Source organism: Microbacterium paludicola (assembly GCF_015235415.1).
Classification (GTDB): Bacteria; Actinomycetota; Actinomycetes; order Actinomycetales; family Microbacteriaceae; genus Microbacterium; species Microbacterium paludicola.
Genome location: NZ_JADGLL010000008.1, coordinates 1 through 15,375 on the forward strand (window position 1 = coordinate 1; position 15,375 = coordinate 15,375).

Consider the following 15,375-nt stretch of genomic DNA (forward strand, 5'->3'; position numbering starts at 1 on the left):
CGCGCACTTCGGCGTCTGGCCCGACAAGATCTCCACAATCGAACGCGGCGCCCGCCGCGACGACGACTTCGCCAACGCCTACCGGCAATGGCTCAACGCCGCTTGACAGGACATAGGAGCATCAGCCAATCGAGCGCGAGCGCCGGCGCAAAGCGTCGGTCGAGCGATCGATCCGCGCGCGGCCTCAGAAGAACTGCGCCGCAGCGAAAGTCAGGCCTCGATGACGAGGGGCACGATCATCGGCCGGCGACGCAGCGACTGGTTGACCCAGCGGCCGATCGTGCGGCGCACCGTCTGCGACAGGGCGTGCGTGTCGCGCACACCGGACGCCGCTGCCTCCTCGAGCGCCTTGGCGATCTTGGGCTTGACGGCCTCGAACACCGAGTCGTCCTCGGCGATCCCTCGCGCGTGGATCTCGGGCCCGGTGATGATGCGGCCCGTCGCCGCGTCGACCACGACGATGACCGACACGAAGCCCTCCTCGCCCAGCGTGCGGCGATCCTTGAGGTCGGCGTCGGTGATCTCGCCGACGGTCGATCCGTCGACGTAGACGAAGCCGAGGTCGAGCTGCCCGACGACGCGCGCGATCCCGTCCTTCAGGTCGATGACCGAGCCGTTCTCGCCGAGGATGGTGCGCTCCTCGGCGACACCCGTGTCCTGCGCGAGCTTGGCGTTGGCCATCAGGTGGCGGTACTCGCCGTGCACCGGCAGCACGTTCTTCGGCTTCAGGATGTTGTAGCAGTAGAGCAGCTCGCCCGCCGCGGCGTGACCCGAGACGTGCACCTTCGCGTTCGACTTGTGCACGACGTTGGCGCCGAGCTTCGTGAGCCCGTCGATCACCCGGTAGATGGCGTTCTCGTTGCCCGGGATCTGGCTCGACGCGAGGATCACCGTGTCGCCCGCGCCAGGCTCGATCGCGTGGTCGAGGTTCGCCATCCGGCTGAGCACGGCCATCGGCTCACCCTGCGAGCCCGTCGACATGTAGACGATCTGGTCGTCCGGGATGTCCTTCGCCTTCTTGTAGTCGACGAGGACGTTGTCCGGGACCTTGAGGTAGCCGAGGTCGGCCGCGATCGTCATGTTGCGCACCATGCTGCGCCCGAGCAGCGCCACGCGGCGGCCGTTGGCCGCGGCGGCGTCGAGCACCTGCTGCACGCGGTGGACGTGGCTCGAGAAGCTCGCCACGATCACGCGTCCCGGCGTCTTGGAGATGACCTGGTCGATGACCGGGCCGATCGCGCGCTCGGTCGGCGTGAAGCCGGGGACGTCGGCGTTCGTCGAGTCGGGAAGGAACAGGTCGACGCCCTCCTCGCCGAGGCGGGCGAAGGCGCGCAGGTCGGTGATGCGGCCGTCGAGCGGCAGCTGGTCCATCTTGAAGTCACCGGTGTGCAGCACCAGGCCCGCGGGGGTGCGGATCGCGATGGCGAGCGCATCCGGGATCGAGTGGTTGACCGCGACGAACTCGAGCACGAACGGCTCGATGTCCCACTCCTCCTCTTCCTTCACGACCGTGAGCACGGGCTTGATCCGATGCTCCTTGAGCTTCGCCTCGACGAGCGCGAGCGTCAGCGCCGATCCGATCAGGGGGATGTCCTGGCGCAGCTTCAGGAGGTACGGCACGGCACCGATGTGGTCCTCGTGGCCGTGCGTGAGCACGACGCCGACGATGTCGTCGAGGCGGTTCTTGAGCGGCTCGAAGTCGGGCAGGATCAGGTCGACGCCCGGCTGGTGCTCCTCGGGGAAGAGCACGCCGCAGTCGACGATCAGGATCTTGCCGTCGAACTCGTACGTCGTCATGTTGCGACCGACCTCGCCGAGGCCGCCGAGCGGCGTGACGCGCAGGGCGCCCTTCTCGAGCGCGGGAGGATCGTAGACCGGAGTGGACATGGTCCGCCTTTCGCGGACGCCGCCGAGCGGCATCCGGGGTTCGCACCGGATGCCGCGCGCGGCATCCGGTCTCGTGTGTTGTGTTGTGTGCGGCGTTCTCGGCCGCGGGGAGATCTGTGGGTGGCGCGTGGCGCCGGGGTCAGCGGGTCGTGCCGGCGATCTTGGGCAGCGCTCCGCCGGCGGCCGCGTTGCGGTCGGGACGGAAGTTGGAGAAGTCGACGCCCGCGACATCCTTCACGAGGGCCAGCTCGTCCTCGATGATCGCGGCCTCCCACTCCTCCGGGCCCACCAGCGGCAGACGCACGCGGGGGCTGGAGATGCGACCGAGGCCGTGCAGGATGTACTTCGCCGACACGGTGCCGGGAACGTGCGTCATGACGGCGCGGACGAGCGGCTCGAGCTTCTTGTGCTGCTCGGTGGCCGTCGCGAGGTCGCCGCGGTTCACCGCGTCGACGATCGTGCGGTACGGCGTCGCGGCGATGTTCGCCGTCACGCCGATGAGGCCCGAGGCGCCGATCGCCAGGTGCGGAAGCACGTTCGCGTCGTCGCCCGAGAAGTAGAGCAGGTCGGTCTGGTTCAGCACCCGGCTGACCTCGCTGAAGTCGCCCTTGGCGTCCTTGATGGCCAGGATGTTCGGGTGCTTGGCGAGACGCAGGATGGTCTCGTACTTGATCGGCACGCCGGTGCGGCCGGGGATGTCGTACAGGATGACCGGCAGGTCGGTCGAGTCGGCGACAAGGCGGAAGTGCGTGAGGATGCCCGCCTGGGTCGGCTTGTTGTAGTACGGCGTGACGATCATGATGCCGTCGGCGCCGGCCTTCTCGCTCTTGCGGTAGAGCTCGATCGCGTGGGCGGTCTCGTTGGATCCGCCGCCGGTGATGATCTTGGCGCGGCCCGCGGCCACGTCCTTGCCGACCTCGACGAGGCGCAGCTTCTCGGGATCGGTCAGGGTCGACGTCTCGCCGGTGGTGCCGGTGACGACGATGCCGTCGGCGCCGGAGGTGATGACGTCGTCGATGTGCTTCTCGACGGCGGGCCAGTCGACCTCGCCGTCGGCCGTCATCGGAGTGACGAGCGCGACGAGCACCTGTCCGAAGGGGTTGCCCGAGTGCGTCATGCTCCCAGGCTATCGCCCTGCGACTGTGCGTCACCGCCCGGCTGCGGGTGGCGGTGCGGTGCCGCCATTCGTCGGAGGTGCCGCGCTCAGGGGATGTGGTGCGGATGTGTGCGTGTCGACCGCATCGGGCCCCTTCAGCCCCGGCGCCCCTGGGCGCGGGCCGGGGAGAGCTCCGCCAGGATGGCGGCCTCTACGATCGGCCACTCGTAGCGGACGAGCGCGTAGTCGAAGCGGAGCCTGCCGAATCCGCGCGCAGCGGCGAGCGCGTCACGGCGGAGGTCCTTGTGGCGCTCGCTCGGGCCATCGTGGTTCTCCTTGCCATCGATCTCCACGATGAGCCAGCCGTCGAGGACGAAGTCGACCCGGCCGACGCCATCGATCCTCACCTGGCATTCGACGCGGATCCCGCGACGCGCGAGACGGAGGCGGACGATGGACTCGAGTCCGCTCTCGGCATCCGGGCGTGCGAAGTCCACGAGCCAGCGGTGACGTGCTGAGAGTCGCTGCCTCACGCGCCGCCTGTCGGCCGCGGTCAGCTTGCCCTGCTGCCACGCCGACTCGTACGCGGCGAGAAATGCCTCCTGACCAAGACAGTCCGCAGCCTGGACGAGCGCATCGACAAGGGAGACGACTCCGAACGCGGCACCGGAATCGTCCCAGTGGGAGACACAATCGCACGCCGTGTGCGCATGGCGGCTGCCGTGTTCCCCCAACCAGACGTGGGTCTTCTGCTCGTCGTCGAGCACCCAGACGCCGTGGTGCCTGAGAGCGGACGCACACGCGAGGGCGCCGCCGTGCTCAGCCGCCCGTACCACCTCGCTGTCGGCCGACCTCTTCCGGTACAGACCACGCCTGATCCGGATCAGGCCGTTCGCGGAGCACGCCGCCACGATGTCGCGTTTCGTCATCCCGGCGGCGTACAGATCCGCTGTCCGCCAGACACCTGCCTCGATCACCTTCATGCCGCCAGCGTTCGGCCCGTCGGCTGCCGCCGGCCGACGTAGAGCGGAAAGTGGAGCAAGGTTCCGTGAGACCTCGGCTGTGGACGAGAGGCCGGGGTCGTGGGAGTCCCGCATTCAGGGGATGCGGGACGCGTGTGCACGCGCCCGGCACGCGAGCCGCGTTGCGCACCACCTCCCCTGAGCGCGGGACCGCCCCGCGTCACTTCGCGCCGCGCCTCCGACGCGGGATGTGCCGGACTCAGGGGTTGCGGGGCAGATCGACACGTGGCGACATCATCGGTCGCCGCCTGTCGCACATCCCCTGAGCACCGGACAGAACTCCGCGGCCTGCGCGGCGGCGCACCGACGACTGGGCGGGCGCACCGACGACTGAGCGCAACCGCGCGACGCGCGGGGGCTCAGGCGCGGCGGAGGACCTCGAAGCGGTAGCGGGTGCCGGTGCGGCTTGTGTGCCACTCCCCCGGTGCGGGGTCGGCGCGCACGAGGCGCCACGAGTCGTCGATCTCGGGGGCGAACGCGTCGCCCTCAACGTCGAGGTCGATGCGGGTGACCCACAGCTCGTCGAGGCGAGGCATCGCCTGGCGGTAGATCTCGGCGCCGCCGATCACCCACACCTCGTCGTCGAGCTCCGCCGCACGGTTCAGCGCGGCATCGAGCGTGTGCGCCACCTCGGCACCGGGCGCCTCGAACGACGCGTCGCGTGTGACGACGATGTTCGGGCGGTCGGGCAGCGGGCGGAACCGCTCGGGGAACGACTGCCAGGTGCGGCGCCCCATCACCACGGGCGATCCGGTCGTCGCGCGCTTGAAGAACGCCATGTCCTCGGGCAGGTCCCAGGGCATTCCCCCCTCTGCGCCGATCGCGCCCGAGGCCGCCTGCGCCCAGATCGCGCGGAGCGGCATCAGACCGCGACGGCCGCGCGGATCGGCGGGTGGTGCTGGTAGTCGTGAACCGCGAAGTCCTCGAACTCGTAGTCGAAGATCGAGGCGGGCTTCCGCGTGATCTCGAGCGTCGGGTACGGGAAGGGGTCGCGCGAGAGCTGCTCGGCGACCTGCTCGCGGTGGTTGTCGTAGATGTGCACGTCACCGCCGGTCCAGACGAACTCGCCGGGCTCGAGGCCCGCCTGCTGCGCCATCATCAGCGTGAGGAGCGCATACGAGGCGATGTTGAACGGCACGCCGAGGAACATGTCGGCGCTGCGCTGGTAGAGCTGGCACGACAGCTTGCCGTCGGCCACGTAGAACTGGAAGAACGCGTGGCACGGCGGCAGCGCCATGTTCGGGATCTCGGCGGGATTCCACGCCGAGACGATGATCCGTCGCGAGTCGGGGTTCGTCTTCAGCAGGTCGACCGCCTGCTGGATCTGGTCGATCTGCTCGCCGCTCGGCGTCGGCCACGAGCGCCACTGCACGCCGTAGACGGGCCCGAGGTCGCCGTCCTCATCGGCCCACTCGTCCCAGATGGTGACACCGCGCTCCTGCAGCCAGCGGACGTTGGAGTCGCCGCGCAGGAACCACAGCAGCTCGAGCGCCACCGATTTGAAGTGCACGCGCTTCGTGGTGATGAGCGGGAAGCCCTGCGACAGGTCGTAGCGCAGCTGCCGGCCGAAGACGCTCGTTGTGCCGGTCCCCGTCCGGTCATCCTTGTGCGTGCCGTGGGCGAGCACATCGCGCAGCAGGTCTTCGTAGGGGGTCGGGATCGCCTGGGTCACGCCCCCAGGGTAAGCCCGGCCACGGACATCCGGATCGTCGGCGCGCGACATCCGGATCCGTCGCGACCCGTGCCGGGCGGGCCGTGGGGAGTTCTGCCCCCGTTCACCGGATGGTCGCGCGCGCGTGGGTCGCAGCCGCCAGCGTCGGGCGCGTGACGACCTTCCCTTCGCAGCGCCGCCGGCACCCCTCGCCCGCCGCGCTCATCGCCCTGTCCGCCGCGACATCGCTCGTCGCAGCTCTCGTCCCCTCCGCTGCCTCCGCGGCGGTCACCGCGTCCGGCCACTCCGGCGGACCGAAGCCCGTGCACACGCACGTGCCCACGCTCGATGCACGTGCGACCCTGTCGGCGGACTTCCTCGCCGAGGGCCCTGCCTCCGGCGCGCAGATGACGCCCGCCAACGGCCGCACGGGTCCCTTCGACGGCCAGGTCATCCCCGGCTTCTCGGCGATGCTCGACAACGGCGACGGCACGTTCTGGGCCCAGCCTGACAACGGCTTCGGCAGCAAGGGCAACTCGGCCGACTTCCTCCTGCGCAACTACCTGGTCCAGCCCGACTGGCAGACCGTGGAGGGCGGCTCCGGCGAGATCGAGGTGCTGTCCCACATCTCGTACAACGACCGCAACGACGTGCTCGACTTCCCGATCGTCAACGAGGACACCGACGAGCGCCTGCTCACGGGAGCCGATTTCGACATCGAGTCGGTCGTCCGCGCCAAGGACGGCACGTTCTGGGTGGGCGAGGAGTTCGGCCCGTTCCTGCTCCACTTCGACGAGGACGGCACTCTGCTCGAGAAGCCGTATCCGCTCACCGGCGCCCAGTCGCCGCAGAACCCGTACCTCGGCGGCGCGCAGCCGACCGTGGCCGCCAGCCGCGGCTTCGAGGCCATGGCCGGATCGCGCGACGGGCGCTTCCTGTACCCCGTGCTCGAGGGCGCCTACCTTGCCGACACCGACCAGCGCCGCCGGGTCATCAACGAGTTCGACACCCGCAAGGGCGCGTACACGGGGCGGACCTGGTCGTACCAGACCGACCTCGCCGCGAACGTGATCGGCGACGCCTTCACGACCCGCGACGGCGACCTGCTGCTGATCGAGCGCGACGACTTCGAGGGAGACCAGTCGGTCATCAAGCGCGTCTACGAGGTCAGCCTCGGCAAGCGCACCGACGCGGAGGGATTCCTCGAGAAGAGCCTCGTGCTCGATGCGCTGCGCATCGACAACCCGCACGGCATCGACGCGGGCGAGGGATACGGCCTCGGCGAGACCTACTCGCTGCCGGTGCAGTCGTTCGAGACGGTGCTGCAGCTGCGCGATGGGCGCCTGCTGATCGGCAACGACAACAACTTCCCCGGCAACGACGCGCGCAACACGGGAACGCCGGATGACACGGAGTTCGCGATCGTCGACCTGCAGCGCACGAAGACGACGGCGGATGCGCTCACCGTCGTGGCCCACCGCGGCGCGAGCGGCTACCGCCCCGAGCACACGCTCGCGGCGTACGAGACCGCGATCACGCAGTGCGCCGAGTACATCGAGCCGGATGTCGTCTCGACGAAGGACGGCGTTCTCGTCGCTCGCCACGAGAACGAGATCGGCGGCACGACCGACGTCGCCGCGCACCCCGAGTTCGCCGACCGCCGCACGACCAAGATGATCGACGGCGTGCAGGTGACCGGCTGGTTCACCGAGGACTTCACCCTCGCCGAGCTGCGCACTCTCCGCGCCGAGGAGCGCCTGCCCCAGGTGCGCCCGCAGAGCGCCGCGTTCGACGGCCTGTATGGCATCCCGACCCTCGACGAGGTCATGGATCTCGCTCGCCACTCGCAGACGTGCGACGGCCGCCCGGTCGGCGTGTATCCCGAGACGAAGCACCCCACGTACTTCGACGGGATCGGCCTCTCGCTCGAGGAGCCGCTGGTCGCCGAGCTGGGCCGCAACGGCCTCGACCGCCGCGACGCTCCGGTGATCCTGCAGAGCTTCGAGACCGGCAACCTGCGCGACCTGAACGAGATGACGGACGTGCCGCTCGGGCAGCTCGTCAACAGCTCGGGCGCGCCGTACGACCTGGTCGCGGCGGGCGATGACCGCACGTACGCCGACCTCGTCACGGCGGAGGGCCTCGCCGAGATCGCCGGTTACGCCGACGGCCTGGGGGCCGAGAAGAGCGTGATCATCCCGCGCAACGCCGACGGCACGCTCGCCGAGCCGAGTGACGTGGTGGACGACGCGCATCGCGCGGGCCTGATCGTCCACGCCTGGACGTTCCGTGTCGAGAACCAGTTCCTCGCGGCCGACTTCCGCTCGAGCACCGACCCGAACGCGCCCGGCGACCTCGCCGGCGAGATCCGGGCCTTCCTCGAGACCGGCATCGACGGGTTCTTCAGCGACAACCCCGACATCGGCGCCGCCACGGCCGCCGAGCCCATCGCCGCCCAGTAGCCGGCGACAGGATCGGCCCGTCCCCACCCGGGGACGGGCCGATCCGCGTGTTACGGGCGGTGTCGCCGGCGGCCCGTGTCGCCTTCCGGGCGGGCTATCGTGCAGGCGTGGATCCCGTCACCGCCCTCGTCGTGCTGGGCGCCATCGTGCTCGTCGCGGTGGCGATCGGCATCGTGCTGCGCCGGCGGGACGGGCGCGTGCGCGCGACGCCGGCCGCCGAGGCCGCGACACCGGCCTCGCTCGACCTTCCCGAGAGCGCGTTCGGCGCGCACGCGACGCTCGTGCAGTTCAGCACCGAGTACTGCACGCGCTGCCCCGCCACCCGCCGCGTGCTGGGCGGCATCGCACGGGAGCGGGACGGCGTCGCCCACGTCGACGTCGACCTGACCCGCCGGCCCGACCTGACGCGCCGCTTCGGCGTGCTGCAGACCCCCACCACGCTGATCGTCGATGCGAGCGGCGCCGTGCGCGCCCGCATCGGCGGCGCGCCCCGCCCGCACGACGTGGCCCGAGAGCTCGATCGCCTCCTGGAGGACGCACATGCCTGACTCCCCCGCCGGAATCGACCCGCGCGGCCCGCGCTTCGCCGCCGGCATCACCACCGTGCTGCTCGTGGTCGCGACCTACCTGGCGCTCACGGGCGTCTCGCCCCGCCTGGGGCAGGAGACCGCGAGCTTCGGCTGGTTCGCGTATCAGCCGCTCGCCGACGCGGTCTTCGTCCCCGGCGCCTCGCCGTTCGCGCAGCGGATCGCGGATGCCGGCTTCGTGGCGGTGGCGATCGCGGCCGCACTGTTCCTGTGGGGCGTGCTGTCGCCCCGCACCGCGCCGTGGGGCGTCGTGTTCCGCCGGCTCGTGCGCCCCCGCCTCGCGCCGCCGACCGAGCTCGAGGATCCGCGCCCGCCGCGCTTCGCGCAGGGTGTCGGGCTGTTCGTGACGGTTGTGGGCCTGATCCTGCACGCGGCCGGGGTGCCCTGGGCGCTCGTCGTCGCCGCCGCGGCCGCACTGATCGCGGCGTTCCTGAATGCGACATTCGGCCTGTGCCTCGGCTGCCAGCTGTACCTGCTGCTGCAGCGGGCAGGCATCCTGGGGCGCTCGCGCACCGCCTGACACGCGGAAGCGGCCCCGGCGCGCTGGACGCGCCGGGGCCGCTTCGTCTGTCGCCGGGTCGGGGACGCCCCCTGAAGCGCCGGTGACCGGGCCGCGCGGCACCGCGGCGACGCAGAATCGGGGCACATCGTGACGCCGCCGAGCCACCGGGTTAGGCTGGCGACCACACCGCTCACCCCCCGATTCGGAGGACCTCATGACCGTCACCAGCGAAGCCACCACCGCCTGGACCGGAAGCCTCGCCGAGGGATCCGGAACCGTCTCCTTCGCGTCCGGGATCGGTTCGTTCCCGGTCAACTGGAAGGCCCGCTCGGAGGGCTCCGACTCGACCACGACGCCCGAGGAGCTCATCGCCGCCGCGCACGCCTCGTGCTTCAGCATGGCGCTGTCGCACGCGCTGAGCGAGAACGGCACGCCGCCCGAGAAGCTCGACACGACCGCCTCGGTCACCTTCAAGCCGGGCACCGGCATCACGGGCAGCCACCTGAATGTGAGCGCCACGGTCCCGGGCCTCGACGCGCAGAAGTTCCAGGAGATCGCCGAGGGTGCGAAGGCCGGCTGCCCGGTCTCCCAGGCGCTCGCGGGCATCGAGATCACGCTCGAGGCCTCGCTGGCGTGATGCGCCGCCCCTCGCGACGCGGTTGAGGCAGGCGACGCTGTGCACATCGTCATCGGGGGCGCGTCCGGTCTGATCGGACGCGCCCTCGTCACCGCCCTGCGCGATCGGGGTGACCGCGTGACCCGCCTCGTGCGCCACGCGCCATCGGCGCCGGATGAGGTGCGCTGGCTGAACGGCACTCCCCTGGATCCCGATGTCGTCGCGGGCGCCGACGCCGTCGTCGGGCTGAACGGCGCGAGCATCGGACGCCTGCCGTGGACCCGCGGTTACCGCAGCCGCCTGCTGTGGTCGCGGATCACCCCGGCGCGCACGCTCGCGCGGGCCATCGAGGCACTGCCGGCAGCCGAGCGACCCCTGTTCGCGTCGGCCAGTGCGGTGGGCTTCTACGGCTCGAGACGCGGCCAGACCCTCACCGAGGATTCGCGCCCCGGCAGCTCATTCCTCGCCTCGCTGTGCGTCGAGTGGGAGCACGCGGCGCGCATCGCGGGCGAGCGCGTGGCCCTGCTGCGCACGGCGCCCATCCTGCATCCGGACGCGGTGCTGAAGCCCCTGATCGCGCTCACCCGCGCGGGCATCGCGGGGCCGCTCGGATCCGGCACGCAGGCCTGGCCGTGGATCTCGCTCGAGGACGAGGTCGCCGCGATCCTGCACGTGCTCGACCGCGGGCTGACGGGTCCTGTCAACCTCGCGGGGCCCACACGCGCGACAGCGAACGACATCGGATTCGCGCTTGCGCGGCGTCTGAACCGGCCCTACGTGCTGCGCGCGCCGGCACCGGCGCTGCGGCTCGCGCTCGGCGAGAGGTTCGCGAACGACATGCTGCTGACCGACGCGCACGTGGTGCCCAAGGCGCTCGCGTCATCCGGCTTCGCGTTCCGCCACCGGACGGCCGAGGACGCGATCGCCGCCGCGATCGCCCGCTGAGTCGAGCGGCCCGCCACGCGCGTCAGCGGCTCGCGCGCTCGCGCCGGATCGCCTCCCGCGCGGCCTGACGCGCGCGGGCGCGGTCGCCGGCGGCGTCGTAGACGAGGCTGAGTCGGAACCAGGCCCGCCAGTCGTCCGGTCGCTCCTCGACCTCCGCCCGGTAGCGGGGGAAGAGAGCCTCGGCGTCGGCGCGCGTCGGACGACCGCTCGGGGTCGTCGCCACGACGTCGTCGGGAAGGCCTCCCTCGTCCTCGAGCCGGCGGGCGACCTGCTCGGCACGGATGCCGAACCACAGCTCGCGCCCCAGCGCCCAGGCGGCGATGAGGGGCAGCACGATCAGCGCGATCCCCATGGCGATGCCGACGGGCTCGCCGGTCTGCACGAGCTGCACAGCCCGCCATCCGACCACGCCGATGTACAGCGCGAGGAGCGCGGCCATCACGGCCGCGCCGATGCGGGCGCTCACGCGCTCGTCGCCCGCGCGACCTGCCCGGGGACCGACTCGTCCGCGACCGTGCGGGGCTCCGCCGCCTTGGGTGCGCCGATCCCGATGTCGATGAAGTTCTCCAGGCCGATGACGACGCCGCGCACGCCGATCGCGTGCTCGAGCGCGACACGGATGCCGGGGGCGTACGCCGCGGCAGGATCGATCGTGTCGTGGACGATCGTGAGGGCCTCGCCCGGGCCGGACAGGATGGTCTCCTGCCGCGCGATCACGCCGGGGCGCCGCAGCGAGTGGACGGGAACGCTCGCCACCTGCTGCCCGCGAGCGCGCTGATCCACGTGCGGCGCATCCACCGGCGTGCGACGGGCGGCGGCGATGAGCTCGGCCGTGCGCACCGCGGTGCCGCTGGGCGAATCGACCTTCGTGTCGCGGTGGGCCTCGACGATCTCGGCCGAGGGGAAGAACCGCGCGCAGGCCGCGGCGATCGCGCTGCCGATCACCGACCCCAGGGAGAAGTTCGGGATGAACACCGCGCCGGTGGCGGCGGCGTCCACGAGCGGGCGCACAAGCGCGATGCGCTCGGCCGACCATCCGCTCGTGCCGACGAGGACGTTGAGCCCGCGCTCGATCGCGGCGCGCACGACGTCGATGCTCACGGCGGGAACGGAGGCGTCCACCACGAGGTCGGCCCCCTCGAGCTCGGCGAAATCGCTGCGCGAGCCGAGCACGGCCGAGACCTCGAAGCCGTCCAGGCCGTCGATCACCTCGTGGATGATGCCGCCTAGCTTGCCGGTGCCGCCGACGAGGGCGATCCGTGTCGTCATGGTCCCATCCTAGGTTCGGCACCCCGGTTCCCCGGGCGGCTTGACTTCGCGCGCCGCTTCCCCGAAGTGCGCGCGCAAGGTGCCGGGTTCTCCGGCGGGCGCAAGGTGCCGGGTTCTTCGGAGACGTCGTGTTCTCCGGAGAGGATCCGCGATCTCGACCCGGAGAAGCCGGTTTCTCCGGAGAACTGGCGCGGGCACCGCGGCCGTGGCGCCGTCATAGGCTCGAACGGTGATCACGTTCCGCGCCGCATCCCCCGCCGACCCCGACGCCCACGAGCTGATCGTCGAGTACTTCGCCGAGCGCGCCGCAGGCTTCCCCGGCGACTACAAGCCCACCCTTCCGGGCCCCGACGCGTTCCGCGCGCCCGACGGCATCCTGCTGCTCATCGAGCACGACGAGCGCGGCCTCATCGGCTGCGGCGCCATCCGGCGCATCGCCGACGGCCCGCTCGGCGCGCGCTTCGAGGTCAAGCACGTCTACACCCGCCCCGCCGCCCGCGGCCTCGGCGCCGGACGCCTGCTCATGCAGGAGCTCGAGCGCCATGCCCGCGAGTGGGGCGGCCGCGAACTCGTGCTCGACACCCACCACACGCTCGAGGCCGCGGCGGCCCTCTACGCCCGCACCGGGTTCGCGCAGATCGAGCCCTACAACGACAACCCCAACGCCAGCCGCTGGTATGGGAAGCCCCTGGGCTGATCCGCCACTCGGGGTCCGGGCCGCCGGGTTGTCAGGAGATGTCGCGTTCTCCGGACCGCCGGGGCCCATCCGCTCCGGAGAAGCCGGGATCTCCGGCGAATCCGGCGCGCGCGGGCCGCTCGACCCGGAGCAGCGCCGCACACAGCAGGGCGGCGGACGGCAGGGTCGCGAGCCCGATCCCCGGCTGGATGACCGTGGCGATCCCGACACCGACGGCCGCGGATGCGGTGAGCCAGAAGGCCGCCCAGCGACGGAATCCCAGCGCGAGGACGGCGATGGCAAGCGCGATCGTCACCGTGAGGGCGGCCGGCCCTACCCAGATCATCCAGAAGTCGACGCGCGGGACGCCCGGCGGGAAGGAGACGAGCTCGTCCGAGCCGTACCGCGTCCACGCGAGCGTCCAGACGACGGGCAGGACAGCGAGCACGGTGAACCACCCACGCGCGACCAGCTCACGACGCGCGATCAACGCGACGACCAGTCCCACGATCAGGCTCAGGCCTGTCATCGCCAGCAGGATCACCCCGGGGATGATGTAGGAGATGCCGTCGGCGCAGGTCCACGCGCCTTCGCCCTCGCTGCCGGGCGGATAGGTGTTGCAGTTGATGCGCAGCTGCTCGCGAAGCAGCCCGACCGTCGGCACGCTGAACAGCAGCGCGGCGAATCCCCCGGCGACGATCACGAGCGCTCCGGCCACCTTCAATTCCTCGCGCCGCGCCATATCAGCCTCCCGAGAACCGACCGGGATCAGACCGGGATCTGGTCGGGCAGGCCCGTGCGCAGCTCCATCGGCAGGTGCGCGAGGTCGTTGTGGGTCAGGAGCGTCCAGGGGCGGCCCTGGCGCTGCCCGATGACGGTGAGGCCGCAGTTCGCCTGGTTGAGGGTCATCCAGCGCCACTCCGGGGCGCCGAGCACCTCGCGCACGAACCACGAGATCACGAAGTTGTGAGTGATGAGCAGCTCGTGCACGTCGCCGGCCTTGCGCACGAGGAACTCTCCCACCGCGTCGGCCATCTGCGCCTTGCCCGCCTCGATCTGCGCCTCGGTGACGCCGCCGAAGAACGGCTCGAACGCGGCAGGCGTCTCGTCGGTCATCCCGGTCGGGACGCAGTCGAACAGCAGGGCGTGCGGCTCGGGCGTGACGGCCGGCAGGCGCTCGGCGATGATGCGCGCCGTGTCGTCGGCGCGCACGAGCGGCGAGTGCCACATGTTCGCGAGCGGGATGCCCGAGAGGCGGTCGGCGATGAGCTCCGCCTGGCGCCGACCCCGAGGGGACAGCGGGCCGTCCTCCATGCCGTGCTCGGCGTCCATCTGCTCGCCGTGACGGACGAGATAGATGTAGTGCGCCACTGACCCACCCCCGTCATTCACCGCGTCGCGTTCACTCGTCACGGACTCTGCGTGCGGCATCGAAGCGCCCGCGGTCCTCCCCCACACTACGTGACGGGACCGACACCCCCCGGCGGATCCGTCAGCGAGCCGCGATCGAGGCGATCCGGATCACTCGGTCGCCTTCGTGAGCTCGGACAGGTGCGCGCGGGTCAGCCGCACCCCGACGCCCTGGACGAGCTCGTCGAGCTGCGACGGCGAGAACGTGTTCACGATCGGCGCCGCCACGGAGCGCTGCGCGAGAAGCCACGCGATGGCGATGGCCGCGTGCGGTACCGCCAGCTCGGCGGCGATCGCATCCAGCGCCTTCAGCACCCGCACACCGCGGCGGTTCAGGCTGCCGGCGAGCTGGCTTCCGCGCGTGGACGCCGCGACGCCCTGGCGGGAGCGATGCCGGCCGGACAGGAAGCCGTGCTCGAGCGCCTGCGACGGCGTGACGGCGAGCCCCTGCGCACCGGCGACCAGCCGCAGGTCGCCCTCGAACTCCTGGCGGCGCATGAGGTTGTACGGAACGTCCAGCGTCTCCAGGCGCGGGTAGCCGGCGGAGGCCAGGATGCGCGCCTCGATCAGCTGCTCGGCGGTGAACCCGTACGAGCCGATGTGACGGACCTTCCCCGTCTCGACCAGCCACTCGGCGGTCGCCAGCGCGTCCTCGATCGATCCGACCCGCTCGGCCGTCGCATCCAGGTACAGCACGTCGATCCGGTCGGTGCCGAGGCGCGTCAAGGAGGCCTCGACCGCGCGGACGAGGTTGGTCGAGCCGAGGCCCGGGTTGTCGGGGTGGTCGCCGACCCGCACTGCCAGCACGATGTCGTCCCGCAGTCGGCGGGTGTGCATCCACCGGCCGATGATGTGCTCGCTGCGCCCCGCCGAGAAGCTGTCGGCGGTGTGTACGGCGTTGCCGCCGAACGCCGCGAAGTGGTCGAGCAGCGCGTTGGCGCGATCCTGATCCACGGTCCAGCCGAACTCCGCGCCGCCGAGCATCAGCGGGAAGACCTCGAGACCCGTCTCGCCCAGCTTCTCGCGCACGAGCGTGCCGACCGCGGGGCCCACGACCGGGATCGGTGCCGAGGGGTGCTCGGCGGAGGCCGACGAGCCCGGGGCACGTCCGATCGGATCGACCGTGCCGACCTGCGCCTCATCCATGGCCTGCCCCCTTCACGCGGCAGCCGAGGCCCGGCAGCATCCACGTCACGCCGTTGACGGCGTGTGCTTCGAGGGTATTCCAGGGCCCGCGGAGCGAGACGCACCG

The 15,375-nt window shown here is 71.3% G+C and carries 16 protein-coding genes; 6 read left to right on the top strand and 10 right to left on the bottom strand.

The window, feature by feature from the left end:
- Positions 1–210 precede the first annotated feature (210 nt).
- From IR155_RS05245 to IR155_RS05265, 5 genes are all read right to left on the bottom strand, one after another.
- Positions 211–1,887: a ribonuclease J gene (locus IR155_RS05245; protein WP_135113775.1), complete on the bottom strand. Its 1,677-nt coding sequence runs from the start codon at positions 1,885–1,887 to the stop codon at positions 211–213.
- Positions 1,888–2,026: 139 nt separating this feature from the next.
- A complete protein-coding gene (gene dapA, locus IR155_RS05250) occupies positions 2,027–3,004 on the bottom strand; it encodes a 4-hydroxy-tetrahydrodipicolinate synthase (RefSeq protein WP_135113776.1) in 978 nt (325 codons plus the stop codon).
- A gap of 134 nt (positions 3,005–3,138) precedes the next feature.
- Positions 3,139–3,966 carry an endonuclease domain-containing protein gene (locus IR155_RS05255; protein WP_167760711.1) on the bottom strand — a complete coding sequence of 276 codons (828 nt, stop codon included), beginning with the start codon at positions 3,964–3,966 and terminating at the stop codon, positions 3,139–3,141.
- Between the two features lie 398 nt (positions 3,967–4,364).
- Positions 4,365–4,868 carry a dihydrofolate reductase gene (locus tag IR155_RS05260; protein WP_135113778.1) on the bottom strand — a complete coding sequence of 168 codons (504 nt, stop codon included), beginning with the start codon at positions 4,866–4,868 and terminating at the stop codon, positions 4,365–4,367.
- Positions 4,868–5,728, bottom strand: a complete 861-nt coding sequence (locus IR155_RS05265) for a thymidylate synthase (RefSeq protein WP_135113779.1) — start codon at positions 5,726–5,728, stop codon at positions 4,868–4,870. The genes IR155_RS05260 and IR155_RS05265 overlap by 1 nt, the downstream gene beginning before the upstream one ends.
- 101 nt (positions 5,729–5,829) lie before the next feature.
- Here IR155_RS05265 and IR155_RS05270 point away from each other — a divergent pair, with 101 nt between their 5' ends.
- The 5 genes from IR155_RS05270 to IR155_RS05290 all read left to right on the top strand — a co-directional run bounded on the left by IR155_RS05270 (position 5,830) and on the right by IR155_RS05290 (position 10,768).
- Positions 5,830–8,118, top strand: a complete 2,289-nt coding sequence (locus IR155_RS05270; RefSeq protein WP_233441108.1) for an esterase-like activity of phytase family protein — start codon at positions 5,830–5,832, stop codon at positions 8,116–8,118.
- A gap of 107 nt (positions 8,119–8,225) precedes the next feature.
- Positions 8,226–8,666 (top strand): TlpA family protein disulfide reductase, encoded by a 441-nt coding sequence (locus IR155_RS05275; RefSeq protein WP_135113781.1) that lies wholly within the window; start codon positions 8,226–8,228, stop codon positions 8,664–8,666.
- Positions 8,659–9,225: a DUF4395 domain-containing protein gene (locus IR155_RS05280; protein ID WP_135113782.1), complete on the top strand. Its 567-nt coding sequence runs from the start codon at positions 8,659–8,661 to the stop codon at positions 9,223–9,225. The genes IR155_RS05275 and IR155_RS05280 overlap by 8 nt, the downstream gene beginning before the upstream one ends.
- A 196-nt stretch (positions 9,226–9,421) precedes the next feature.
- Positions 9,422–9,844, top strand: a complete 423-nt coding sequence (locus IR155_RS05285) for an OsmC family peroxiredoxin (protein ID WP_135113783.1) — start codon at positions 9,422–9,424, stop codon at positions 9,842–9,844.
- A 39-nt stretch (positions 9,845–9,883) separates the two neighbouring features.
- Complete coding sequence (locus IR155_RS05290) at positions 9,884–10,768, top strand: TIGR01777 family oxidoreductase (protein ID WP_135113784.1); 885 nt, start codon at positions 9,884–9,886, stop codon at positions 10,766–10,768.
- Between the two features lie 22 nt (positions 10,769–10,790).
- On the opposite strand, the gene IR155_RS05295 is transcribed toward IR155_RS05290, so the two are convergent.
- Positions 10,791–11,234, bottom strand: coding sequence for a hypothetical protein (locus IR155_RS05295; protein ID WP_135113785.1), 444 nt, complete (start codon positions 11,232–11,234; stop codon positions 10,791–10,793).
- Positions 11,231–12,037, bottom strand: coding sequence for a 4-hydroxy-tetrahydrodipicolinate reductase (dapB, locus tag IR155_RS05300; protein WP_135113786.1), 807 nt, complete (start codon positions 12,035–12,037; stop codon positions 11,231–11,233). Before dapB ends, IR155_RS05295 begins: the two co-directional genes overlap by 4 nt.
- A gap of 229 nt (positions 12,038–12,266) precedes the next feature.
- Between dapB and IR155_RS05305 the strand changes: the two genes are divergently transcribed.
- Entirely contained in the window at positions 12,267–12,734 is a 468-nt protein-coding gene (locus IR155_RS05305) for a GNAT family N-acetyltransferase (RefSeq protein WP_135113787.1), read from the top strand.
- 31 nt (positions 12,735–12,765) lie between these two features.
- Here IR155_RS05305 and IR155_RS05310 read toward each other — a convergent pair whose 3' ends face one another.
- From IR155_RS05310 to IR155_RS05320, 3 genes are all read right to left on the bottom strand, one after another.
- A complete protein-coding gene (locus IR155_RS05310; protein ID WP_135113788.1) occupies positions 12,766–13,431 on the bottom strand; it encodes a hypothetical protein in 666 nt (221 codons plus the stop codon).
- A 50-nt stretch (positions 13,432–13,481) separates the two neighbouring features.
- Positions 13,482–14,084, bottom strand: coding sequence for a histidine phosphatase family protein (locus IR155_RS05315; RefSeq protein ID WP_135113789.1), 603 nt, complete (start codon positions 14,082–14,084; stop codon positions 13,482–13,484).
- 150 nt (positions 14,085–14,234) lie between these two features.
- Complete coding sequence (locus tag IR155_RS05320) at positions 14,235–15,269, bottom strand: aldo/keto reductase (protein WP_135113790.1); 1,035 nt, start codon at positions 15,267–15,269, stop codon at positions 14,235–14,237.
- Positions 15,270–15,375 lie beyond the last annotated feature (106 nt).

Bases quoted from the DNA above. Each gene is read 5' to 3' on its own strand.
- IR155_RS05245 (WP_135113775.1), bottom strand. From the start codon at position 1,887: ATGTCCACTCCGGTCTACGATCCTCCCGCGCTCGAGAAGGGCGCCCTG.
- dapA (WP_135113776.1), bottom strand. From the start codon at position 3,004: ATGACGCACTCGGGCAACCCCTTCGGACAGGTGCTCGTCGCGCTCGTC.
- IR155_RS05255 (WP_167760711.1), bottom strand. From the start codon at position 3,966: ATGAAGGTGATCGAGGCAGGTGTCTGGCGGACAGCGGATCTGTACGCC.
- IR155_RS05260 (WP_135113778.1), bottom strand. From the start codon at position 4,868: ATGCCGCTCCGCGCGATCTGGGCGCAGGCGGCCTCGGGCGCGATCGGC.
- IR155_RS05265 (WP_135113779.1), bottom strand. From the start codon at position 5,728: ATGTCGCGCGCCGACGATCCGGATGTCCGTGGCCGGGCTTACCCTGGG.
- IR155_RS05280 (WP_135113782.1), top strand. From the start codon at position 8,659: ATGCCTGACTCCCCCGCCGGAATCGACCCGCGCGGCCCGCGCTTCGCC.
- IR155_RS05285 (WP_135113783.1), top strand. From the start codon at position 9,422: ATGACCGTCACCAGCGAAGCCACCACCGCCTGGACCGGAAGCCTCGCC.
- dapB (WP_135113786.1), bottom strand. From the start codon at position 12,037: ATGACGACACGGATCGCCCTCGTCGGCGGCACCGGCAAGCTAGGCGGC.
- IR155_RS05320 (WP_135113790.1), bottom strand. From the start codon at position 15,269: ATGGATGAGGCGCAGGTCGGCACGGTCGATCCGATCGGACGTGCCCCG.